The organism is Synechococcus sp. 63AY4M2 (assembly GCF_002760475.1).
Classification (GTDB): domain Bacteria; phylum Cyanobacteriota; class Cyanobacteriia; order Thermostichales; family Thermostichaceae; genus Thermostichus.
The window spans coordinates 1,746,039-1,768,332 of sequence record NZ_AXUX01000001.1 but is presented as its reverse complement, the minus strand read 5'-3'; the positions used below and the strand labels follow the sequence as shown (position 1 = coordinate 1,768,332).

21 protein-coding genes and 1 tRNA gene are annotated in these 22,294 nt (G+C 60.3%); 7 read left to right on the top strand and 15 right to left on the bottom strand.

What is annotated here, in order from left to right; all coding sequences use genetic code 11:
- Positions 1-209: 209 nt before the first annotated feature.
- Both SYN63AY4M2_RS07905 and SYN63AY4M2_RS07900 read right to left on the bottom strand, forming a co-directional pair.
- Positions 210-1,406 carry a SpoIID/LytB domain-containing protein gene (locus SYN63AY4M2_RS07905; RefSeq protein ID WP_041438653.1) on the bottom strand — a complete coding sequence of 399 codons (1,197 nt, stop codon included), beginning with the start codon at positions 1,404-1,406 and terminating at the stop codon, positions 210-212.
- A gap of 300 nt (positions 1,407-1,706) precedes the next feature.
- The gene (locus tag SYN63AY4M2_RS07900; protein ID WP_011431528.1) at positions 1,707-2,231 is read right to left on the bottom strand and encodes a nucleoside deaminase; all 525 of its coding nucleotides are present in this window, start codon (positions 2,229-2,231) and stop codon (positions 1,707-1,709) included.
- Positions 2,232-2,418: 187 nt separating this feature from the next.
- Here SYN63AY4M2_RS07900 and SYN63AY4M2_RS07895 point away from each other — a divergent pair, with 187 nt between their 5' ends.
- Positions 2,419-3,651: an HhoA/HhoB/HtrA family serine endopeptidase gene (locus SYN63AY4M2_RS07895; RefSeq protein WP_099812713.1), complete on the top strand. Its 1,233-nt coding sequence runs from the start codon at positions 2,419-2,421 to the stop codon at positions 3,649-3,651.
- 318 nt (positions 3,652-3,969) lie between these two features.
- The gene (locus SYN63AY4M2_RS07890; protein WP_099812712.1) at positions 3,970-5,553 is read left to right on the top strand and encodes a serine/threonine-protein kinase; all 1,584 of its coding nucleotides are present in this window, start codon (positions 3,970-3,972) and stop codon (positions 5,551-5,553) included.
- 67 nt (positions 5,554-5,620) lie between these two features.
- Here SYN63AY4M2_RS07890 and SYN63AY4M2_RS07885 read toward each other — a convergent pair whose 3' ends face one another.
- From SYN63AY4M2_RS07885 to SYN63AY4M2_RS07875, 3 genes are all read right to left on the bottom strand, one after another.
- Positions 5,621-5,983, bottom strand: coding sequence for a hypothetical protein (locus SYN63AY4M2_RS07885; RefSeq protein WP_011431531.1), 363 nt, complete (start codon positions 5,981-5,983; stop codon positions 5,621-5,623).
- Positions 5,961-6,767, bottom strand: a complete 807-nt coding sequence (locus tag SYN63AY4M2_RS07880; protein WP_099812710.1) for a hypothetical protein — start codon at positions 6,765-6,767, stop codon at positions 5,961-5,963. The genes SYN63AY4M2_RS07885 and SYN63AY4M2_RS07880 overlap by 23 nt, the downstream gene beginning before the upstream one ends.
- Before the next feature lie 232 nt (positions 6,768-6,999).
- On the bottom strand, positions 7,000-8,349 hold the full coding sequence (locus SYN63AY4M2_RS07875; protein ID WP_346426053.1) for an FAD/NAD(P)-binding oxidoreductase: 1,350 nt from the start codon (positions 8,347-8,349) through the stop codon (positions 7,000-7,002).
- A gap of 387 nt (positions 8,350-8,736) precedes the next feature.
- Between SYN63AY4M2_RS07875 and SYN63AY4M2_RS07870 the strand changes: the two genes are divergently transcribed.
- Positions 8,737-11,526 (top strand): cation-transporting P-type ATPase, encoded by a 2,790-nt coding sequence (locus SYN63AY4M2_RS07870; RefSeq protein WP_099812709.1) that lies wholly within the window; start codon positions 8,737-8,739, stop codon positions 11,524-11,526.
- A 204-nt stretch (positions 11,527-11,730) separates the two neighbouring features.
- Here SYN63AY4M2_RS07870 and SYN63AY4M2_RS07865 read toward each other — a convergent pair whose 3' ends face one another.
- On the bottom strand, positions 11,731-12,660 hold the full coding sequence (locus SYN63AY4M2_RS07865) for a TIGR01777 family oxidoreductase (RefSeq protein ID WP_099812708.1): 930 nt from the start codon (positions 12,658-12,660) through the stop codon (positions 11,731-11,733).
- Positions 12,661-12,756: 96 nt separating this feature from the next.
- Positions 12,757-12,936, bottom strand: coding sequence for a hypothetical protein (locus tag SYN63AY4M2_RS13605; protein WP_143596988.1), 180 nt, complete (start codon positions 12,934-12,936; stop codon positions 12,757-12,759).
- Between the two features lie 105 nt (positions 12,937-13,041).
- On the opposite strand from SYN63AY4M2_RS13605, the gene SYN63AY4M2_RS07860 reads away from it, so the two are divergent.
- The gene (locus SYN63AY4M2_RS07860; protein ID WP_228375367.1) at positions 13,042-13,602 is read left to right on the top strand and encodes a hypothetical protein; all 561 of its coding nucleotides are present in this window, start codon (positions 13,042-13,044) and stop codon (positions 13,600-13,602) included.
- Here the strand turns inward: SYN63AY4M2_RS07860 and hemB are convergent, their stop codons facing one another.
- Both hemB and SYN63AY4M2_RS07850 read right to left on the bottom strand, forming a co-directional pair.
- Entirely contained in the window at positions 13,603-14,589 is a 987-nt protein-coding gene (hemB, locus tag SYN63AY4M2_RS07855; RefSeq protein WP_099887307.1) for a porphobilinogen synthase, read from the bottom strand. It abuts the gene before it with no gap.
- 55 nt (positions 14,590-14,644) lie between these two features.
- On the bottom strand, positions 14,645-15,271 hold the full coding sequence (locus SYN63AY4M2_RS07850; RefSeq protein ID WP_168173327.1) for an alpha/beta hydrolase: 627 nt from the start codon (positions 15,269-15,271) through the stop codon (positions 14,645-14,647).
- A gap of 661 nt (positions 15,272-15,932) precedes the next feature.
- Here SYN63AY4M2_RS07850 and SYN63AY4M2_RS07840 point away from each other — a divergent pair.
- Positions 15,933-16,049 carry a photosystem II reaction center protein I gene (locus SYN63AY4M2_RS07840; protein ID WP_011431538.1) on the top strand — a complete coding sequence of 39 codons (117 nt, stop codon included), beginning with the start codon at positions 15,933-15,935 and terminating at the stop codon, positions 16,047-16,049.
- A gap of 111 nt (positions 16,050-16,160) precedes the next feature.
- On the opposite strand, the gene SYN63AY4M2_RS07835 is transcribed toward SYN63AY4M2_RS07840, so the two are convergent.
- Positions 16,161-16,601, bottom strand: a complete 441-nt coding sequence (locus SYN63AY4M2_RS07835; protein ID WP_011431539.1) for a hypothetical protein — start codon at positions 16,599-16,601, stop codon at positions 16,161-16,163.
- A gap of 152 nt (positions 16,602-16,753) precedes the next feature.
- The gene (locus SYN63AY4M2_RS07830; RefSeq protein ID WP_011431541.1) at positions 16,754-17,386 is read right to left on the bottom strand and encodes a biotin transporter BioY; all 633 of its coding nucleotides are present in this window, start codon (positions 17,384-17,386) and stop codon (positions 16,754-16,756) included.
- A 56-nt stretch (positions 17,387-17,442) separates the two neighbouring features.
- Here SYN63AY4M2_RS07830 and hisN point away from each other — a divergent pair, with 56 nt between their 5' ends.
- Positions 17,443-18,237: a histidinol-phosphatase gene (gene hisN, locus SYN63AY4M2_RS07825; protein ID WP_011431542.1), complete on the top strand. Its 795-nt coding sequence runs from the start codon at positions 17,443-17,445 to the stop codon at positions 18,235-18,237.
- 261 nt (positions 18,238-18,498) lie between these two features.
- On the opposite strand, the gene SYN63AY4M2_RS07820 is transcribed toward hisN, so the two are convergent.
- Positions 18,499-18,569: transfer RNA gene (locus SYN63AY4M2_RS07820), tRNA-Gly, on the bottom strand.
- A 94-nt stretch (positions 18,570-18,663) separates the two neighbouring features.
- A complete protein-coding gene (locus SYN63AY4M2_RS07815; protein WP_041438662.1) occupies positions 18,664-19,107 on the bottom strand; it encodes a 2TM domain-containing protein in 444 nt (147 codons plus the stop codon).
- A 169-nt stretch (positions 19,108-19,276) separates the two neighbouring features.
- On the opposite strand from SYN63AY4M2_RS07815, the gene SYN63AY4M2_RS07810 reads away from it, so the two are divergent.
- A complete protein-coding gene (locus SYN63AY4M2_RS07810) occupies positions 19,277-21,241 on the top strand; it encodes a DICT sensory domain-containing protein (protein ID WP_011431544.1) in 1,965 nt (654 codons plus the stop codon).
- A 140-nt stretch (positions 21,242-21,381) separates the two neighbouring features.
- On the opposite strand, the gene SYN63AY4M2_RS07805 is transcribed toward SYN63AY4M2_RS07810, so the two are convergent.
- Entirely contained in the window at positions 21,382-21,939 is a 558-nt protein-coding gene (locus tag SYN63AY4M2_RS07805) for an SRPBCC family protein (protein ID WP_041439263.1), read from the bottom strand.
- 105 nt (positions 21,940-22,044) lie between these two features.
- Entirely contained in the window at positions 22,045-22,290 is a 246-nt protein-coding gene (locus SYN63AY4M2_RS07800) for a hypothetical protein (protein ID WP_011431547.1), read from the bottom strand.
- Positions 22,291-22,294: the final 4 nt, after the last annotated feature.

Genomic DNA, 22,294 nt, shown 5'->3' with positions numbered 1-22,294 from the left:
ACCGGCAGTTCGGTTTTCAATCTCAGAGAAGGCTGCTGATCGATCTGCGGCCTGTCTGAAGAGACGGTGCTGCATCGGAGTTAACAGAGTTTCCAGAATTGCCACTGACTCCTGATCCCGGCAGGGCAATCTAAACTGCCACAAGCTCGGCAAAGCTTTAGCTGCCTTCGCTACCAAATGGCCTTTTTCGATAGGAGCTCCGACTGAGCCTAGCGTCCCTCCACCACGGCCAAGCTGGTGTTGCGGTAGTAGTGGCTGAGGATCTGTTGGTAGGAATAGTTTTGGCTGGCCAGGGCGGCAGCTCCCCATTGGCTCATGCCCACCCCGTGCCCGTAGCCGCGCCCTTGGATTTGGAAGAAAGCGGGAAAGTTTGCCCCAGCAGGGGTCAGGCTGGCGGTGGTGGCCGCCTCCCCTCGTGGGCTGATGGCGATCATCGTGCTGCGCAACCCCAGAGCCCGCCGGAATTCGCTGCCGCTGACGTCTTTGCTGCCTTGGGATCCCACTAGGCGCAGGGTGATGGCCCGTCCCCAGGGAGAGCTGCGCAGGATCTCAATGGAGCGGATGGCCCCGATCCCGCCGGCCAACTGCTGGAGCTGTTGGGCAGGAATGGTAGCCGTCCAGCTAAACACCGGCGAGTGGTGATCGAAATCGGGCACCCCCTGCAAGTAGGGCCGCGACTCCAGCCAAACATTGCCGGCATCGTCTGTGTGGCCGCCGCCGGAGGAGTGGAAAACGGCGTTGATCAACTGCCCCTGGTGGACGAGAACCTGGCCGGCAGTCTCGCGGGCTGCTGCCTGGGTGCGGTTGGATTCGGCAGCCACCCCTTTGTAAACCTGCCAATCAATCCCACTCCCCAAGTCAAAAGGCTGCTGGGAGCGACGACTGCGATGGTAGAGGGCATAGGTGCGGGAGGCCACGGCTTGGGCTTTGAGGGCCTCCATCGGGAAGCGGTGCCCCATCTCGCTGCCCACCACGCTGGAAACGTAGTCCTCCAAACCAACTTGATTGATGGCGATCACTCCACTTTCGCCGGGGATCAGCTCCACCCAGCCGCGGTACCAGTTCTGGTCGATGAACACCAACCCATCGGGGGTGGTGGGCTGTAGGTAAAGGCGTTCTCCCTGCTGGCCGGCCAAACTGACCGCCGAGCCTATCCGGCTGGCCTGCAGCGGCTGCATGGCCGGAACTTCGGCCAGCGGTTGTCCCTGGGCATCCAGCAGGCGGGCCGGGGCAGAGCTGCCGAGCCTGACCTGCGGCTTGTTGACGGCAATCCCCACCCGCAGCAGCACCCGCGCCTGCACCGGAAAGGCCAAGCAGAGCCAAGCCCAAACCAGAAGGCCGATCCCCCTAAGCCAAGCCGAGGGCAGCGGGGACACAACCGGAGAAGAAAAGAGAGCTACACTCACACGTCACTCCTCTGGGAAAGACCACCCAAGAGCAACGGATCCCTGTCCGCCGATAAACCACTTCGGAGGAGGGATCCAGAAGGAAACTGCGATCCTGCGGTGAGGATTGCCCAACCAACCCCTCAAGCGACCGACCAACCAAAGCGCTCCCGCCTTCAAAGAGCTTTGCCTTCGAGGCCGCGGCCGGATCCCAGCCAGCTGCTCGCGCTGGCAGGCCGGGGGCCTTCCGATATGACAGTATCAAAAACCGCTTGCCGATGCACGACCTCAACCCGGCCTTTTTGTCGCCCAAGTTCCCCGTCAGGTTGCCAGAGGGATCCCCCGCCGGCGGCTAAACCACTGCTGCAACAGGCGACGACACTCGGCCTCGCAAACTCCGCCGATGACCTCTGGGCAATGGAAGCTGGCGGCAGAAGCGGGCAGGTTGAGCACGCTGCGCAGCGCGCCGGCCTTGGGATCGTCGGCGCCGTAGATCACCTGGGCCAGCCGCGATTGGCTGATCGCCCCCGCGCACATGGGGCAGGGCTCCAGGGTCACGTACAGCCGACAGCCCTGCAACTGCCAGTCGCCCAGGCGCTGCCCCGCCTGCCGTAGGGCCAAAATCTCCGCGTGGGCCGTAGGATCCCGATCCCGTTCCCGCCGGTTGCTGCTTAGGGCCAACAGCTCTTCCCCCGGCCCCACCACCAGAGCCGCCACCGGCACCTCGCCCGCTTCTCCCGCCCGCTCGGCTTCTTGCAGGGCCAACTGCATCCAGGCGCGGTGGCGTTGCCATGGATCCCGCTCCGGCGGTGCTGAGGAAGGGAGGTGAGCTAGATTCCCGGTCATCGCTAGGCTCTTGAGCCCTGTCTTTGCCCGCAAGATTTGCTAAGTTAAGCACATATCCCCTAAACAGCTAAAAGAAGAATAGGCCAAAGTAAACCGGGTCTGCTTGCGCAGGTGGGTAGCGCCGGTCTGCCTGAGCTTCCTCAGTGCAGTGTTTTTGGGGCAATACGGCTGAGCTCTGGGAGGGATCATGACACGGCTTCTACGGCAAACATTTCTGGCGATGGCTTTGTTTGGCGGAGGCATTGCCTATGGGGTCTGGTTGTCCTCGCCAAGGGGGCAAGCATGGCTGCAGCAAACTCCCCTTGCCACTTGGTCGCAGCGGGCTGGAGAGGGGGTGGGATCCCTTCTGCCTTGGTCTGAGTCCCCTCCTGAGTCTGCCTCTCCTGCCGATGCCGTGCGGCCTTCCAATTTCATTGCCGCCGTTGCCCAAAAGGTGGGACCGGCGGTGGTGCGCATCGACGCCACCCGCACCGTGGCCAGCCCTATTGATCCCGAGCTGTTCAACCAGCCCCTGTTCCGCCGCTTCTTTGGGGGCCAAATCCCCCAACTGCCGCAAGAGTTTCAGCAGGAGGGCACCGGATCCGGATTCATCATCGATCCCAATGGCCTCATTCTCACCAATGCCCACGTGGTGGAAGGCAGCGAGCGGGTGAGGGTGCATCTGCTGGATGGGCGCACCTTCGAAGGCAAAGTCAAAGGCTCAGACCCGGTAACCGACATCGCCGTGATCCAGATCGAGGGCGAAAATCTGCCCACGGTTACCTTGGGCAACTCCGACCAGGTGCGGCCAGGAGATTGGGCCATCGCCATCGGCAACCCGCTGGGCCTGGACAACACGGTAACGGCGGGGATCATCAGCGCCGTCGGGCGTTCCTCCGGGCAGATTGGGGCCACCAACAAGCGGGTGACGTTCCTGCAAACGGATGCGGCCATCAATCCCGGCAACTCGGGCGGCCCGCTGCTGGACGCAGAAGGTCGCGTCATTGGGGTGAATACGGCCATTTTCCAGCGAGCCCAGAGCGTCGGCTTTTCCATCCCCATCAACCGCGCCATGGAAATTGCCGAGCAACTGATCCGCAATGGCCGGGTGGAGCATGCCTTCTTGGGCATCCGCATGATTACCCTCAACCCCGATTTGGTGGAGCGCCTCAACCGGGACCCGGGCCGATCCACCACGCTGACAGTGCAAGAGGGGGTGTTGATCGGGCAGGTAATTCCGGGATCGCCGGCTGAGCAAGCTGGCCTGCGGGAAGGGGACGTCATTGTTGAGATTGACGGCCAACCTATTCGCGATGCCGAGCAGGTGCAGCAGTTGGTGGATGCCGCCGGTGTGGGCAAGACGCTGACGCTGCGGGTCATCCGCGACGGCCAGGCGCGCACCTTCCAGGTGAAGACGGGGGTGCTGCCGGTGGGCTCTTGAGCAGGCAGGCTGGGATCCCGATCCCTACCTTATTCTCAGCAAGCTCCCCTCCAAAGACTTGGAGTCGTTTTAAACTAGGTGAAAACACTCTGCCGCCATCCAAGCGCTCCGCGCCGCTGGCGCGTTTGCGACAGCCCTGCCTACCAATAACGACGTAGAGAAACGTTTCGTTGCTATTTGAAATGACCACAATCCCTGGGGCGATAGAGCCACCGCTGTGCCCGCCAGGGGGTCTGCCCGGCAACGAGTAGTTTTACGTGCCGTCCGTTGTTGATCCCCGTGACAGAATAGCCCTAGAGGCGGGGAGCGAGATCGCGTATGGCTTGGGCAGTTGGCGAAGAATTGCAGGGGGGGCGCTACCGCATCGAGGCCGTTTTGGGGGAAGGGGGCTTCGGCATTACCTACCGCGCCTGGGACAGCGTCCGTGCTGAGGATGTGGTTATCAAGGTCTTAAAGGACAGCATCCGCGAGGATCCCGACTATCCTCGCTTCCAGCAAAACTTCATGAACGAGGCGCTGCAACTGGCCCGCTGCCGCCACCCCCACGTGGTGAAGGTGGAAGAGGTGATCTGGGAGCAGGAGCGTTGGTGCATTGTGATGGAGTACATCCGTGGCCAGACGCTGCACCAGCTTTTGCGGCAAAAGGGGCCGCTGCCCCTGCCGGAGGCCCTGCGCCTGACGCGAGAGGTGGGATCCGCCCTCATGGCCCTGCACGAACAGGGGATCCTGCACCGCGATGTGAAGCCGGCCAACATCCTGGTGCGGGAGGGATCCGGGCAAGCGGTGTTGATCGACTTTGGCCTGGCGCGGGCCTACGCCCAAGGTTTGATCCAGCGCCATACCTCCTACGGCACCGATGGCTACGCCCCCCTGGAGCAGTACGACAGCCTGCGCCGCCGCGGCGCCTTCACCGATGTCTATGCCTTGGCCGCCACCCTCTACACCCTGCTGACGGGGATAGTGCCCTTGTGCGCGCCGGTGCGGGCCACAGGCCGGCAGTTGGATCCCCCCCGCAGCCTTAACCCCAGCATTCCTGAAGAGGTGGAGGCCGCCATCCTCAAAGGGATGGCTCTCCACCCCGAAGAGCGCCCACAAACCATGGCCGAGTGGCTGGCCCTGCTGCCGGGAGCGGCCTCTCAAGAAGAGAAGAAGCCGCTGACCTTTGAGCCCGCCATCCGCACTCAAGATCTGCGGCAACTGGAGCGGCTTCTGGCCCCGCAACCCCAAGATGAGCTGGAACAGCTCCTGGCCCAGCACTCGGCAGAAGAGCTGGAGCAAATGGTGGCGCCCCCTACCCCTGCCACGACAAAGAAAAAAGAGGGGGCATCCGGATCCCTGGTTTCTCCCGAAGTTTGTCTAGAGGGACAGGGATCCCTGCCCGCTACTCTCCCCTGGCCAGACTGGGTGGGAGAAGCGGCTCCTGCCCTACAAGGGCTGTGGGATCGGCTGCGGGCTGGCCAGTGGGGGGAAGCCGATCGCTGGACGACGGCTCTAATGTTAAAGCTGGGCGGGCGATCCCAGGTGGGCTTTTTCGATCCCAAGGATGTTGAAGCTTTCCCCTGCCCGATGCTGCGGCTAATCGACCAACTTTGGACGCAGGCCAGCCATGGACGCTTTGGCTTTACCGTCCAGAAGCAGCTCTGGCAGGAGTGTGACTCGGAGAAAAGGGGAGGGCTCAGCTCGAGATCCTTCTCGGCCTTACCCCGCGAAGAGTGTATGGGAGAGAAAGTGGGCTGGCAGATCCAGGGCCGCTGGCTGGAGTACGGGGAGCTCAAAACCAACTTGGAAGCGCCCAAGGGCCATCTGCCGGTGGGCTTTTTCTGGGGATACTCGGGGGGGTTACGCGCAGCCCTGCTGATGCTGGATCGGGCGGTATTGAAAAAGTTCAAAGCCTGCCTGTAAAAAACTTCCCCCTCCTGGGGATACAAAGCCAGAACGGCGAAAAAAGGGAGAGTGGACGCCTATCCCCTCAAGAAATCGAGGAGGATTGCCGGGCACTCTTCTCCAAAAGGGAGGTTGCCTGAGGGCTTTCGCGAACGGCCAGTCCCAAGTGAATCAGCGCTGTCTCAACAGTATTGACCTGCTCTGCCAAAGCTTTCCACCCTCTTGCTTTTATGCCGTAGCGCTTACTAAAGTAAGCTCGAGCGGCTGCAAAGGAAGCAAAAGCTTTTTTTAGGGTCGCTGCTGTCCAGGGCTTGGCATTCAGCCGTAGCCAATTCCTTTGACCTTGCTGCTGTCGCTCGGCAACAAGCTGTCCTGTCAACTGAAGGAGCTCAATATAGTTGCGACGCGAGGCCGCGATTGCCGTTTCAAGGCTCTCGATGAGACCCATGGTTATCCTCCAAATTCGCTTGATAAATATCCTGCTCGTTCTTCTGAAGCAACTTTCTAGAACCCGTAGAAGGCAGGTTAGCCTTAAAAATAGCCATGATCCTGTTCAGGTAACTTTGCAGTGAGCTCCTAATCTCTGGAATGGGAATGTAGTTTACCGCGTTCTGAAGCTGGTCAAAGATATGTTTAAGTTCCTTCAGAGCTAAAATGGCACGGCTGACGATCTCCTGGACTTGCAGCTGCTCTTCTGCAAGCTCTCTTATTCTATTGGCCAGCTTCTGATTTTCGTGTTCTTTCTCGACGAGCAAATCTAAAGCTACTTCCTCGCTCTCTTCTATTCTACGCTTAAGTTTTAGGTTTTGCTCTTCCAGAAATTCAATCTGCTCGATTAATAAACCTAACTCGCGCAAAGAACTAAATTCAATACCTCTGCCCACGAGAAAGTTAACAATTTGGTCGCTGCACTCTTGTCTTTGAAGCTGTAGTTCTGTGAGTTTAGGCTCTGCCAATTCCTTTAAGACTCTATGAGCTATTCCTACCCCCAGGAAATCGCCGTCGCCATGTCCAGGAATACTAACCCTCAAATGCCCGCGAACAGCTTGCGTGGGATGTCTGGCACGACGACGGACAATCTCCCAGCCCCACTTTCTTGCCTGAGACAAAATGTCTCGTTTCCGCCAATTTCTTGAAGACTGAATAGTGGTTTGAATCTCTCTCTGCTCCTCTATAACTTCTTCCCGCCTCTTAAGGAGATAGCCAAGCTCGTCTTCTCTGAGACAATCCATAGAACAGAACCTTAAGTGAAACTTCCTTACCTAGTCTACTCGGTTTTCACGGAGACCTGGGCTGATTGTACGGCAAAACCTCACCTCTCAGAAGCTATTGACGTTAAGAAATACTTAGTAGTTTTTCTAACAAGGTTTCTAAGTAACAACACAGCGGCAGAGCGAGCCAGCTCTGTAAAAAAACTCCCCTCTCCCCTTGGGAGAGGGGCTGGGGGTGAGAGGGTGGAGAGCCTTAGTAGCGATGCACCAGCTTATTGATGGGCTTGAAGATGTCGGCCTCAAACCTCTTGCCCTTGAGCATGCGGTTCCAGTACAGCCAGGGCAACAGGTGCACCTTGGCCAAGTACATGGAGTAGCGCTCCCGCGTTGGATCCAGGGGGAAAGAGGGAGCTAGCTTCCCGTCGTAGGCAAACTCTGCCATGATCAGGGAGTTGTAGCCGGTGATCAGGGGGCAGCAGGTGTAGCCGTCGTAGCGGGCCGGCAGCGGCTTGGACTGCATGGCCGCCAAGAGGTTTTCCGCCAGCACCGGCGCCTGCTTGCGGGCCGCGGCTGCCGTCTTGGAAGTTGGCAGGGAAGAGGCATCCCCCAAAGCAAACACGTTGGGGTAGCGGGGATGCTGCAGCGTCCATTTGTCCACCTCCACCCAGCCGCCGGGCCCTGCCAGAGGGCTGCGCTTGACAAAGTCCGGGGCGCTCATGGGCGGAGCCACGTGGATCATGTCGTAGTGCAGGCTCACCTCCTCTTTGCCGCCGTCGGTGGTGACTTCAAAGATGGCCTCCCGGGTCTCGGGCCGGATGGCCTTGAGGTTGTGCCTGAACTTCACCTGGATCCCGCGGCGCTCCACCACCTTCTCCAGGGCGGCGCTGTATTCGGGCACCGCGAAGAGGGTAGGGGTGGCGGTGCAGAAGATAACTTTGGTGTTGACGCCAACGCCGCTTTTGCTCTTGAAAACGTCGTCGGCCATGTACATGATTTTTTGGGGCGCGCCGCCGCACTTGATGGGAGTGGCAGGGTAGGTGAAGATGGCCGTGCCCCCCTGGAAGTTGCGGATGGTCTCCCAGGTGTAGGGGGCGTAGTCTTTGGAGTAGTTGCTGGTCACGCCGCCCTTGCCCAGCGCCTCCGGCAAGCCCTCGATCAGGTGCCAGTCAATTTGGATGCCGGGGGCCATGATGAGGTAGTCGTATTCGATAACTTGGCCATCCTCGGTGATGACGCGGTTGTGATCCGGATCCAGCTCGGTTACTCGCGCCTGGATCCACTTGGCTCCCCTGGGGATCACGGTTTTTTCATCGCGCACAAACTTGGCCAGCGGCGCAATACCCCCACCCACCAACGTCCAGCCGGGCTGGTAGTAATGCTTGTCGGATGGCTCGATGATGGCAATGTCAAGGTTGCGCTGGCGCTCCAGCAACTGGGCTGCTGCGCTGATGCCGGCTGCCCCTCCCCCGACGACGACAATCTGATGGCGGAGAACCGCCGCGGACCCCTTCGATCCGATCCCTTGCACCTCAGAGCGCGCGCCGTTTTGCGGCACTGCTGCTGACTGCGCCTGGAATTCCCTTGGCTTTGTAGTCGGTACCACGATAACTCCCTCTAAAACTCAAAACGGAAACAAAAAAAAAAGAGACCGATAGACCCGTCGGCCATATTAAAAACAGCAAGAGAGCCAACCAACCCATCCAAGAGCCCGGACAGATCAGCTAGCATGGAAGGCCGAAGCACTTCGGCTCCCCACAAGCTCTAGCTAATCATACTACCTAATAAGAATATATTCATCCTTTCTATCTATCTGTCGAGAATTTTCAGCAAATCTTAGCCGCCTCCTTAAACGTTGTTGACGCTTGCCTTAGCAAGAGCTGCTCGGGGAGCGTTTTACTGGGAAGGGCAGGCGGCATCCGCTAGGCTGTCAGATGGAGGAAGGTCGGCAGCTCGTCCTGCCGTTGTGTTGTTGTAACTCAAGATTCCGAACATGGCCAAACCTTCATCCCCTGAGCTGCTCCCGGCCCTTGCCTGGCATGCCCTGCCGGAGGAGCAAGCCATCCAGCAGCTCCTCGGAGAGGAGCTCTCTTTGCCGACGCTGTTGGAAAAAGGCCTCTCCCAGGCGGAAGTGGAGCGGCGGCAGAAGCAGTATGGCCCCAATGAGCTGAAGGCCAAGGCAGCTACCCCCGCATGGGTCAAGTTTCTGCAGCAGTTTAACCAGTCGCTGCTCTACATCCTGATGGTGGCCGGGGCGATCAAGGCGTTCCTAGGCTCCTGGCGCAACGCCATCGTAATCTGGGCGGTGGTGGTGATCAACGCTCTCATCAGCTACATCCAAGAGTCCAAGGCGGAGGAGGCGATTGCCGCCCTGGCCAAGTCGGTGGTGACGGAAGTAACGGTGATGCGGGAGGGGCAGAAAGTGCGGGTGCCCTCGCGGGAGCTGGTGCCGGGGGATGTGGTGCTCTTGAGCTCGGGAGACAGGGTGCCTGCCGACCTGCGCCTGGTAAGCGTGCGCAACTTGCAGGTGGACGAATCGGCCCTCACGGGAGAGTCGGTGCCGGTGGAAAAACGGCTGGGATCCCTCCCCGAAGACACGCCGTTGGCCGAGCGCCAGAACATGGCCTACGCCGGCAGCTTCGTGACCTTTGGCCAAGGGGCGGGGGTGGTGGTGGCCATCGGTAACCAGACCCAAACAGGCCGCATCTCCAAGCTGATCGAGGAAGGGGGATCCCTGCAAACTCCCCTGACACGTAAGTTTGAGGCGTTCAGCCTGACTTTGCTGAAAATTATCCTCACCTTGGCTGCGCTTACTTTCCTGGTGGGGCTGGTGCAGGGCCAGGCGGCAGCGAGTGTCTTTGAGGCGGCGGTGGCGCTGGCGGTGAGTGCTATCCCCGAAGGGTTGCCGGCAGTAGTTACCGTAACCCTGGCCATTGGGGTTTCCCGTATGGCCCGACGCCATGCGATTATCCGCAAGTTGCCGGCGGTAGAAACCCTGGGCAGCGCCACGGTGATTTGCTCGGACAAAACCGGCACCCTCACGGAAAACCAGATGACGGTGCAGGCCATCTACGCCGGATCCCGGCTCTACCGGGTTAGCGGCAGCGGCTACAGCCCCCAGGGCCAGATCCTACCTCAGGAAGACGATTCCCCCGTCGAAATCCGCCAATCGCCTGCCCTAGAGGCTTGCCTGGTGGCCGGCTGCCTCTGCAACGACACCCGCCTCCAAGCCAAGGACAACGGCCAGTGGGAAGTGGTAGGGGATCCGACTGAGGCGGCTCTGCTTGTGGCGGCTCAGAAAGGGGGCTTGGATCGAGAAGATCTGCAGCGCCGCCGCCCTCGCCTGGACAGCATCCCCTTTGAATCCGAGTTTCAGTACATGGCCACCCTGCACCGGTTGGGGCCGGAGGAGCACTGCATCTACGTCAAGGGATCTGTAGAAGCTCTCTTGCCCCGCTGCGGCAGCCAGATGGGATCCCAGGGGGAGATCCAGCCCTTGGAAGCGGAGCGGATTCGGCAGCAGGTGGAGGCCTTGGCGCGGCAGGGGCTGCGGGTTCTGGCCTTTGCCCAAAAAACCGTCCCCAGCAGCCAAACGCAAGTGGATCACCCAGATTTGCAAGAGGGTTTGATCTTCCTCGGTTTGCAGGGAATGATCGACCCGCCGCGCCCAGAGGCCATTGCCGCCGTGCGCTCCTGCCAAACCGCCGGGATCCAAGTCAAGATGATTACCGGCGACCATGTGCTCACCGCCCAAGCCATTGCCGAGCAGATGGGCCTGGGCGGCGGCAAACCGGTAAAAGCCTACAGCGGCCGGGATCTGGAGCAGCTCGGCCCAGAGGAGTTTGTCACTGCCGCCAACGAGGGATCCGTCTTTGCGCGGGTGGTGCCGGAGCAAAAGCTGCGCCTGGTGAAGGCCTTGCAGTCGCAGGGTCAGGTCGTGGCCATGACCGGCGATGGGGTCAACGACGCCCCGGCCTTGAAGCAGGCAGATGTGGGCATTGCCATGGGGAGGGGCGGCACGGAAGTGGCCAAAGCCGCCGCCGACATGATCTTGACCGACGACAACTTCGCCTCCATCAAGGCCGCCGTCGAGGAGGGGCGCACTGTCTACAACAACTTGCTCAAGGCCATCGCCTTCATCCTGCCGGTGAACGGGGGGGAGTCGATGACCATTCTCCTCAGCGTCCTCCTCAACCGCGAGCTGCCCATTTTGGCCATTCAAGTGCTGTGGCTGAACATGATCAACTCCATCACCATGACGGTGCCCCTCTCCTTCGAGCCCAGCACGGGGCGGGAGATGGCCCAGCCGCCGCGGGATCCCGATGCCAACTTGCTCTCTCCTCGGCTGCTGCAGCGCATCCTGCTGGTGTCGGTGTTCAACTGGATCTTGATTTTCGGGGTTTTCGAGTACATCGAGCAAACCACCGGCAACCTCAGCCTGGCCCGCAGCATGGCCATTCAGGCGCTGGTGATTGGGCGTATTTTCTATTTGCTCAGCCTCAGCCAGGCTATTCCTACCCTGTTGGGCCGCGGGCGGGCCAGCCAGTTGGATCGCCGCGAACGCCTGATGGATACGGCGGCTATCGCCATCGGCGTTGGGGCGGCCATCCTGCTGCAGATCCTCTTCAGCCAGTGGGGCGTGATGAACATCATTTTCGACACGGCACCTTTGTCTTGGGATCAGTGGGGCTTTTGTCTGTTGGTGAGCCTGCCCATGATTGGGGTTGCGGTTCTGGCCAACCGGCTGGATCCGGGAGGGGTCTCGCTGGCTCGCTCCCGCTAGCTGCCTAGGCCAAGGGGGCGTCTTCGGCGGGCTTGACCGGACCCGGGTGGAGAAGAGCCGAGCGCCACTGCTGTGCCGAAGAGGCCTTTTGGAGGGTGCAGCGGCGCCTGAATTCTTGTCCACAGGGATCATCCAGCCTCCTCCAGTCTCTGGGAGGGGCGGCAAGGGCTTGCCGCCAGTTGCGTTTTGGCTGAATGGCTGCCCTCAGCGGTTGACCTGAGGGATGAGCAGTTGCCGCAGGGCTTCTTTGAGGTGGGGATATTGGAAGGGGAAACCTAGCTGCAGCGCGGCCTGAGGGATCACTTTCTGCCCTGTTAGAACCACCTGAGCTGCTTCGCCCAGCAGCAGTTCTAGGGCTGGGGCTGGTACCGGCAGCCACGAGGGGCGGGCCAAAACTTGTCCCAAAGTGCGGCAGAACTCTTCCATCTGCACCGGGTTGGGGGCAGTGGCGTTGAAGACGCCGGATCCCTGCTGCAGCAGGAAGCAGGCTAGGCTCACCCAGTCGTCGCGGTGGATCCAGGAGACCCACTGCTTGCCAGAGCCAATGGGGCCGCCGAGGAAGAACTGAAAGGGGGCAAGCATTTGGGCCAGCGCTCCCCCATCGGGCCCCAACACGATCCCGGTGCGCAGGATGGCCAGGCGGATCCCCAGCTCCTCTGCCGGGCGGGCGGCAGCTTCCCAAGCTTGACAGACTTCTGCCAAAAAGCCTTGGCCCGGGGGATCCGCCTCCGTCAGGGGATCCCCTTCGGGATGGGATCCGTAGTAGCCCACCGCCGAGCTGCTGAGGAGCACCCGGGGCTTTTGCTGCAGGGAAGCAAGAGCCTGGACAAGAGCCTGGGTAGTTTCCACGCGGCTGCGGCGGATCTCTCTTTTCTTAGCTTCTGTCCAGCGGGAAGAGGCCAGGGGCTCTCCGGCCAAGTTGACAATGGCCTCGTAGCCTTCCAGAGCTGAGGCCCAGGCTTGCGGTTGGTAGGGATCGTACTCCAGCAGCTTGAGGTTGGGGGATGCTCCCAGAACGCGGCGGGCCTGCTCAGGGCGGCGGCTCAAAACCAACACCTCATCTCCTCGCTCCAGCAGGCGGGCCACCAAGCGGCGCCCGATAAAACCACTCCCACCCGTGATGGCAATGCGCATAGGCGGATCCCGATAAGCACCCTACAAGCCCCTGGGCTCTCTGTTGCCTTCGTCCTTTGGACGGCGTAGAGCTTGCCCAAGGTAGGAACCTCTAGCCTAGCGCGTTTCCGGGTTTGGCCATAGCCGGTTTTTCTCTGGGCTGTCCGGCAGTTCCTGCTTGGCGTTGACCGAAGACCCGGAAAAAGAGCCGAAATCCGCCTCCGCCGTACCGGAGTAGAGCTGAAAAGAAAAATGTTTTGGACCACCGCCTGACACGTTCGGAAAAATCGGCTTCAATAAGCCCTAGCTGCGCTTCCCAGTAGCAGAGGTGGTCTTTCATCCCCCGATTGCTTCCCTTCACCCGTGACACCCAAGTCTACTTCGCGTACCTCGGCTCGCCCCATGTCTGTCAATGAGGGGCAGGTTCCTCGGCCTGAGCTGGGCGTCTCTATTGCTCCGCGGCTGCGTCGTTTGCAGGGGCAGGGATCCCTGGTTCGGGCCGGAGCGCCCCCTTCTCTCCCGGTTCCCGGCCCGCGGACGATCCCCGTCCGGCCTTCCTGTTCAAGAAATCTGTCTCGCCTGCGGGAACGACGAGCCCCAGAGCCGGAGCCCCAAGCTTGGGAACTGCTCTGTCGCATCGGGGTGAACCTCGTGTTTACGGCGGCTGCCCTCGGCGGCCTGTATCGCCTTTTACCGGTGCAGTTGGCCCAGCACCACCGCCTGCAGGTTTTGGAGCAGAACCTCGAAGTCCTCTCAGCCCGAGTCTCACGGTTGCGGGAGGGAGTGGATCGCGGCATGGATCCCTTGCAGCAGCAAGCCCTCATCAAGGAACGCCTCAACCGCGTGCCGCCCGATCAAATCCAGGTGCGCCTGGTGGATCCCAGCGACCTAGTAGCCGACGCGGAGAAAAAGGCACCCCCCACCTGGATTGGACAATCTCCCCAGTTGTCCAGAAGGCCCTAGCTAGGACTGTTGCAGCAGCAGGGCCGCCTCTTTGGCAAAGTAGGTGAGGATCATGTCAGCGCCGGCCCGCTTCATGGCCAAGAGGGATTCCATCATCACCTTCTTGCCGTCGATCCAGCCCTTTTGCTCGGCAGCCTTGATCATGGCGTATTCGCCGCTCACGTTGTAGGCGGCCACGGGCAGATCTGTCACTTCCTTGACCCGATAGATAATGTCCAGGTAGGCCAAGGCCGGCTTCACCATCACAATGTCCGCCCCTTCCGCCTCGTCCAGCTCCACTTCTCTAAGGGCCTCGCGGGCGTTGGCGGGATCCATCTGATAGGTTTTTTTATCCCCCCACTTGGGCGCGGATCCCAGGGCATCGCGAAAAGGGCCATAGAAAGCGGAGGCATACTTGGCGGAGTAGGCCAGAATCGCCACGTCGGTATAGCCTTGCTCATCCAGGGCCTCGCGAATGGCGCCGACGCGACCGTCCATCATGTCGGAGGGGGCCACGATGTCGGTTCCCGCTTCCGCCTGGGAGAGGGCCTGCTTAACCAACACCTCCACTGTCTCGTCGTTGAGGATCACCCCGTCCCGCACAATGCCGTCGTGGCCGTCGCTGTTGTAAGGATCCAAGGCCACATCCGTGATCACCAGGATCTCGGGGATCTCCTGCTTGATCCGACGCACCGCCCGCTGGATGAGGCCCTCCGGGTTGAAGGATTCTCGCCCCGTGGGGTCTTTCTTTTCTTCGGGCACCACCGGGAAGAGGGCCACCGCCGGGATCCCCAAGTTGGCCGCCTCCTCCACCTCCTTGAGGAGCAGATCCAGGGTGTAGCGGTAGCAGCCGGGCATCGACTCCACCTCTTGCCGCTGGTTCTCCCCTTCCATGACAAACAGGGGGTAGATGAGATCCTGCACCCGCAGGTGGGTCTCCTGAACCAGCTGGCGAAGGGCCTCGGTGCGCCGCAGCCGGCGGGGACGGTAGATCAGGTCTTGGCTCATAGGAGCAGGAGAAAGAGGGCCTCTCTATTTTGCCATGAGGGCCCCAGGAGCTCAGTCAAAGCGGAGGGGGAAAATGCCGCTCCAACCAGCAGCCAATTGCTTGCTGAACAGCTGCAGCCTCGCAGTCGTGCAAAAGGTCGTGGCGCGACTGGGGAAAATCGTAGACTTCACCCTTGGGAAGCCGACAGGCAAACTCCACAGCGCCAGCAGGATTGACAACAATATCGGCAGAGGTGTAGAGCACCAAAACTGGCAGCTCCAGCCGGTGGGCTTGTTCAAGGCAGCGCCGGCCGCTGCGCACCAGCTCCGCCGTAAACCGGGCCCGGGTAACACCACACACGTAAGGATCTGCAGCCAAGGCTGCCTGCTGCTCCGCTAGGGAGGTCACCCGCCCGGGTTCGTAGAGGCCGGTCAGGGCCAACTGGGGCAAAACCTTGTCCAAGACCTGTAAAAGACCCCAGGTAAAGTGGTTGAAATAGTGGTCGATACGAAAGGCCGGGGAGATAAGGATCAAACCTTGCACCTGGTCGGGGTGAGCAAGCGCACATTCCGTAACCCAATTGGCCCCTGCACTGTACCCACACCAGATCTGCGGGAGCTCTCGCTGGGGCCAAACTTGCTTGACGATTGCCTCTAGATCCGCTTGGTACTGGCCGAAGCGGTCGATCCAGCAGCGAACCAAATCCCCGCATGTCGGGCGCCAAAGCTTCCCACCCCTGAGCCGCCAACTCCGCCGCCAAGGGGCCAAACCCGCCGCCGTGATCCCCTTTGCCGTGCAACAGCAACACCCGGCCCCGCGGGGATCCCTGTAGCCAGTGGCGCAGAAAAACCGCGGTGCCGTCTGAAAGCTGTAGTTCCCGGGAGCAATAGATCTCTTGAGACGACGGAGGTCTTGCCTGACTGGGCAACCGCTCCTCTGAAGCATCCCAGTGGTTTAACTGATGAACTGGATTACCGGACAAGTCAAAAGGCATAGATAGGTACCCAGCCAGCAAAGCCGCAGATCCCATCCTCCCATTCCCCAGCCTTCTCCAACACTGCTGCCGCTGAGCGAGCGCAATGTTGCTTTTCGCTTTAAAACATTTCTTAACAATTTTGCCCCTTGCCAGGGATCCCTATCTGGCCGAGCTTTGCGGCTCTTTTCCGGCAAGTGTCCGAGGCGTTTTGGGGACAAATTGGGGCCAACGGCGGGAATGAGGAGCTGTTGGGAGGTATGATCTTGTGAAGAACTTTTGCCGAGCCTCAGGTCTGACGGGATCCCGTCTCCGTGGCTCTCGGTCTTTGCTCTACCATTGCTTTGTTGCTTGTTCGCTTCATCCACTTGGAAACGGGTCGCTGAAACTATGCTGTTACTGAAAATCTCTGTTTACGCGGTGGTAATCTTTTTTGTGGGGCTGTTTGTTTTTGGTTTCTTGAGCAATGACCCTGCCCGCAACCCCAACCGTCGGGACATGGAATGAGGGATCCCGCATTTGGGCGTTCCTGGTGAGAAGGGCTTACGCCTTAAGGGGGTGCTTGACGCATCCCCTGCTTTCGCTTAGCTCTCAATCCAAAGCAACGGCTCGGCTTGCCTACTGAAAGACTGTAATCAGAAGAGTCTGGGATCCAGAGCGGTTTTGCTGGTCAAAGGCAGTGATTCGAAACTGCCAAACGCCGGCAGGATCGCCAGGAGCAACCCGGAAGTCGGTGTTGAAGCTACAGAAAGTGGCACCTGGGCTGCAGCCAACCTGCTGGGGGCTAAAGACTTCCCTTTGCACGCGCGTGCCAAGCGGGTTGAAGGTTTCCAGTTCCACAAACTGGGTTGAGCGGGCGCCGCCCGGCACACTGACCTGCACCGTGAAAGCCGGTGTGGAGGTGCCTACGCGCCCAGAGGTAGGCGGATTGATAAAGGAAACGGTTGGGCTTTGGGGTGGAATGACAATCGATCCGCCAGAGTTGCCGCTGTTGCCGCAGGCGGTCAGAGTGGTGGCTAGAAAGCCCGTTGCCAAGAGAGTTAGCGCAGCGCGTCGCATTCTTGCCTTTTCTCACGAAACTTTGCAGAAACCTGGTGAAACCTTGGAAACCCCTTGTCCCTTCTCTGGGGCAAGTTTGCCTCTAGGCTAATCTTTGCTGCTCCAGCCCAAGAGCAAATGCGCAATCGCGCAAAGATAGAAGGTCTTTTGCGCTAAAGCAGCAGCAAGCGCCGCAGGATCAGGGCTAGGAGGGCAGCGAAGCTGACCACGATGAGCTGTCCTGGCAGGGTATAGCCAGAGTAGAGCCGAAGCAACTGCAGCAACTCTCCATTCCAGGGCTGAGTAGCTAAGAGATAGGTGATCCCGGTCAGGTGAACCAGGGTCAGGGCCACCAAACCGGCGGCGGCCAAGTCTTGCAGACGCACCGGCGCAGAGAGGCTGGGCTGCACGTAGGGGTTGCGGCGAGGGGGAAAGGAGGCGCGCGGTAAATGAGGATCCGTTTGTCGAAAGGCCATTGTCCCGCAGGCCCAGGCTGCAGGCAGAAACCCGAGCAAATAGCCGAAGGCGGGCTGGTACAGGTATTGCCATCCGCCTCCTTGGGCAAACACCTGCAGCCCCGCCAACCCCAATCCCAGATAGACGATCTGAGCGCACACTGCCGCCACCGGCCCCGCCAGACAGGCCGTCAGCAGCACGCCGCCGATTTGCAGGGAAAAGCTATATCCGCCCACCCCTGGCCACTGAGGCGGCAAGCTCACCTGGGTTAGGGTGCCCAAAATGGTCAAGATCACCCCAATCGCGATCCAGAGCCATTCCAGAGGGGTTAACAGTCGGCCAGAGCGCATAGCCGAGGGGAAGTCTTTTTCTATGCTAGAAGAGGACAAAGTACAGAGAGAGTAAGGTGGTCAAGCCAGAATGGATTGAATTGGCGCAGGCCCTGGCCGAGGCTGCCGGAGCGGTGATCCGACCTTTGTTTCGCGGGGAGCTGAAAGCCGAATACAAGGAGGCCCGCTCGCCAATTGTAACGATAGCCGACCGGGAGGCGGAACGGGCGATGCGGGCGCTGCTGGCCGCCCACGTGCCGGAGCACAACATCCTCGGCGAGGAGTTTGGCTTCCACCAGACCGGATCCCCCTACACCTGGGTTTTGGATCCCTTGGATGGCACCATCGCCTTTTCCACCGGCAAGCCCACCTTTGCCACTTTGATCGCCCTGTTGGCGGAGGATCGCCCCATCTTGGGCCTCATCGATCAGCCGGTGCTGCGCGAGCGCTGGCTGGGGGTGCAGGGACAACCAACCCGCTGGATAACCCCCTCCACCCAACAGCTCACGCGCACCAAAGCCACCACTGAACTCAGCCGCGCCTACCTAAGCTGCACCACCCCCGATTTGTTCGCCCAGCCTGACCAGCGGCAGCGCTTTCAGCAGCTCAGCCGCTCGGTTCACATCACCTCTTACGGCGGCGACGGCTACCAGTACGGCTTGTTGGCCAGCGGCTACATCGATCTGGTGATGGAGTGTGGGCTTGCCCTCTACGACTTTGCTGCTCTCGTGCCTGTTATCGAGGGATCCGGCGGCCTGATTACCGATTGGTCGGGGGATCCCTTGACCCGCACGTCTAGGGGGGAAGTGCTGGCGGCGGCCAACCCCGACTTGCATCGCCAGGCCTTGGCTGCAATAAGCTCCGAGAGGTAGTCCCTAGCCCGAAGGTAAGCGCTGGGGAGCGATTGTTAGAAATTGTTGCTGACAAGATAAGGCTCTAGCCAAGTTCTTCGTCCGGCGCCCCCGTCGACAACCGGTACCGCCACCCCCGGCAGTGCCAGTTCAGACCAAAAGCGTACCAAGCTTTCCCTTTTCTCCATAGCCGTTTCCTGACACTTTCTGACCCCAAACTCAACTGCAGTTTAAGGCTGGAAGTGCTTATCTGGAGCGGGTTTATGGCTTTGGGTGGCTGGAAGCGGGCGAACGGAATCGAACCGTCAACAGCAGTTTGGAAGACTGCGGTTTTACCATTAAACTACGCCCGCACAGGCATTTGCCTCTGCAGCTACCTATACTAGCATCTGCCGGCAGTCTCCTTCTAAGACCATCGCCGCTCAAAGCAGAGAGACGAGATGCTACTCATCGACGCTGAAGCTTCTTCTGGCGTTTCTTTTGCCACTGCTGAAACTCCTTTTCGTAGCGTTCACCCTCCGTTTGATAGGCGTTCCAGCCTTTGAGGGAAACTGTCAAGCCCCAGCCCATGAGTATAAACAGCGACCAGGATAGCCCTCCGCCGGAAAGCCAGTCCAAGCCCAGCAGAAAGCTGTTGACAATTGCATATCGCCCCAGCAACTGGTAAAACTGCCGGCGGCGGTAGCGCTGGAATTCGCGATGTTGGCTGTTCAGCTCTTGCCAAGCCTTCCATTCCTGTTCGGCCAGATCCAGCTCTTGGGAGGAGATCCCCAGTTCGGCGGCCATCTCCTGCAGTTGGGCGCGGGTAAACTCGCCCAGACGCGGCTGGCGGGCCATGGCCCGCTGGAGAATTTGTTGCACGTCCTCTTGGCTGTACCGGGATCCCGACATTGGGTCTACACACAACCTTACAATTCTTAGCCCAAGTTAGCCAGATCTTGCAGCTCGTTAAGTTCGCCTTGCTGCAGAACCCAACCGCTAGACTAAACCTAGGCCAGCCCGCCAGGCGCTTTCTCCACGGCTAAGTTACTCCTTGCCAACCGAACTTGCCAATAGGGCTATGACTTCTACCCGCCCTAGATCCCGCCAGAGCCGTCAGAGTCGGACTTCCCTATTGAGCGATCTGCTGGAGGCTTTGCCCCATCTGCGCCCGCAACTTTATTTCAAGTCTTCTCTGGTTGCCCTTAGCCACGCCATCGAGGATCAGGTGTTGCAAGGTCAGGGATCCCCGTGGGTGTTCGCCAATTTTCAAAAGGAGCGCTACTACCGCCAGGAGGCGCGGCGCTACCGTCGCATCGGCGCGGTTGCCCAAGATGTGTTTGTGTTGGCTGCTCCCGATGGGGCTCAGGCCGACCTGCCCCCTGACTTTATCCCCCTGGATCCGGAGGATCCGCTGGCGCAGGAGTGGCATTTGATCGTTATCGACGCCCACTATGCCACCTGCTTGGTGTGTCGGGAGCGGCCCTGGCAGGGCAGCGACATGGATGCGGCCCGCCAATTCGATGGCATCTGGTCATTTGATCGCTCCGTCACTGCCCAGGCGGCTTTGGCTCTGTTGCCGAAGATCCTTGGCTACCGTCCGGATCTGGCCCCTCGCCTGGAGCCGGTTCGCCAGTACCTCGAAGGAGCTCCCCAGGATGCTGACAGCCAACTGAACCCCGGCCCTTTTACGGAGCGGCTGATCACCTATCTCCAGGTAGGGCAATACAAGCTGCAGCGGGCCTATCGCACCATTCAAGCTCAAGAGCGCAAAGAACACCTGATCAACCGCATCAGCAGCGCCATTCGCCAGTCTTTGCATCCCGGCGATATCCTGACCATTGCCGTTCAGGAATTGGGTCAGGCAGCGAAGGTGGGGCGCTGTTTGATCTACCGCTACGACGGTCAGGTTCCTGCTGTCCAGATCGATCACGAGTATCACACCCTGACGATGGGCAGCCTCAAGGGATCCCTCTGGCCCGTGCCAAGCAACCCTTTTTTGCAGGAGGCGATGGCCTCGGCCCAACTGGTGTGTTGCGAGGACACCCAAAAGGATCCGCGCTTGCAGCAAGTGCCGGAGCTGTGGCAGGCGGCGCAAATTCGCGCTTGGGTGGCCATGCCGATTCTCTATCAGGGGCGGTTGCTGGGCCTATTGGAGCTGCACCACCAACACCCCCGCCGCTGGCAGCTGGCCACCCTGGAGCTGGCGGAAGCCATTGCCAACCAGGTAGGAGTAGCCCTCCTGCAGGCAGAAGCCTATCAGCACCTGGAAGAGCTGAATCGCCAGTTGCAGGCTCTGGATCGGGCCAAGTCGGAGCTGATTGCCGTGATCGGGCACGAGCTGCGCACTCCTTTGTCCACCATTCAAGTGTGTCTGGAGTCTTTGGCCGGCGACCCCGACATGCCCTTGGAGAGGCGCCAGGAGATGTTGAATGCGGCCCTGCAGGATGCCGGTCGGCTGCGGGAGCTGGTGCAGGATTTTCTCACCCTCTCCAAGCTGGAAAGTGGTCGCGTTCGCTGGCATATTGAGCCGCTGTCTGCCCAAGAATGCGTGGAGCTGGCCCTGAGCAACGTGAAAGCGCGACGACGGCACGAGGAGTTACCCACCATCGAGCAGGCGCTGCCCAAACGGCTGCCGATGGTCAGGGCAGATGGCGAGTGGCTGGTGGAAGTGTTGCGCAAGCTGTTGGACAATGCCTGCAAGTTTACTCCTCCCAGCGGGCGGATCTGGATCCGGGCAGAGGTGGAGCCACCAGCCGGCGAACCTGGAGAAGCGATGGTGAGATTTACTGTGGCCGACAGCGGGCGAGGCATTGAGCCGGAGCGGTTGCAAGCCATCTTCGAGCGGTTTTACCAGGCAGAGGGATCCCTGCGCCGTTCCGTGGGCGGGACGGGTTTGGGGCTGGCCATCTGCCGGCTGATCGTTGAGGCGATGGGGGGGCGCATCTGGGCCGAATCGCCGGGGATCAACCAGGGCAGTGCCTTCCACTTCACCCTGCCGATAGCAAACCCACGAACCCAGACTCAGCCCTCGATGGCCGCCTGAAAAGTGGGGGGCTGCCAGGCTGCTACGATGAGCTGGGATCCCAGCCGGCAAATGCAAACCGCGAATGTCCAACAAATCAGGTTGCCGCATAGCTCCCCTCTCCCAAAGGGAGAGGGGCTGGGGGTGAGGGATGGCACGCCCTATTGGGAGTATAAACTCAGGCAGCGCTCCCGAATGGCCTGGAGATTGAAGGCCAAGTCTCGGCAGATGCGCCGTTCCACCAGGCCGACCGGCATGCGGCGCGGCGGCTTCACCTGCAGGTGGTAGGTGAGCAAAGTTTGCTGGTTTAGCCACTCGGCCAGCTCCCAAAACCCCTCGAAAAGGAGAAAGTCCCCCTCTATTTCTTGGAAGCGAAGCTGGTGGGGAAAGATTTCCTCAATGGCCAGCACCACTGCCGCCGAAAAGCGGGCAAAGAGAACCTTTTGGGATCCCACCTGGCGTACCAGCTTGCGGCCGTTCTCGCTGCCGAGGAAGCGGCTTTCCACCAAGTTGGGCACAAACTCCGCCAGATGGTCGTAATCGGTTAAAACCTGCCAAACCCGCTGCCGCTCCACCGGGATCAAGACGCAACCTCGCACTTGGCGGCGGCGATCCCCCAAGTCCTCCACCTCCACTTGGATGTCTTCGGGAACTGGGATCCCGTCTTGCGGGGCAGGGTCTGGGAGGCTTTGGGGATCCTGTGCGGAGTCGGAAGGCATGGCCAGCAATCGAAGCGCGTCAGGGTTGCAGAACAAAGGGGAAGGGCCGGCAGCCCCAACCCAAGCCCAGTCCATTGTACGAGGAATTGTATAGGGGACAACGCGCTAGGGGAAAAAGGCCCGGAACCAGGCGACGATCACCTGCCACACCTGCTCCAAAAAGGCGAAGGGATCCCGCAGCTCCTGCAACACCTGCCGCGGGCCAATTCTAAAGACCACGTACAGCACGGCCAGGAGGACCACGATCCCCACCGCCGTCCAGATGGCCTCCCGAACCACCCGCACCCAGAAAACCAGCACAAAAATGGCGATGGCCACCGCGGCCACCAGCGGCAGGGTCTCCAGTACCATCGCG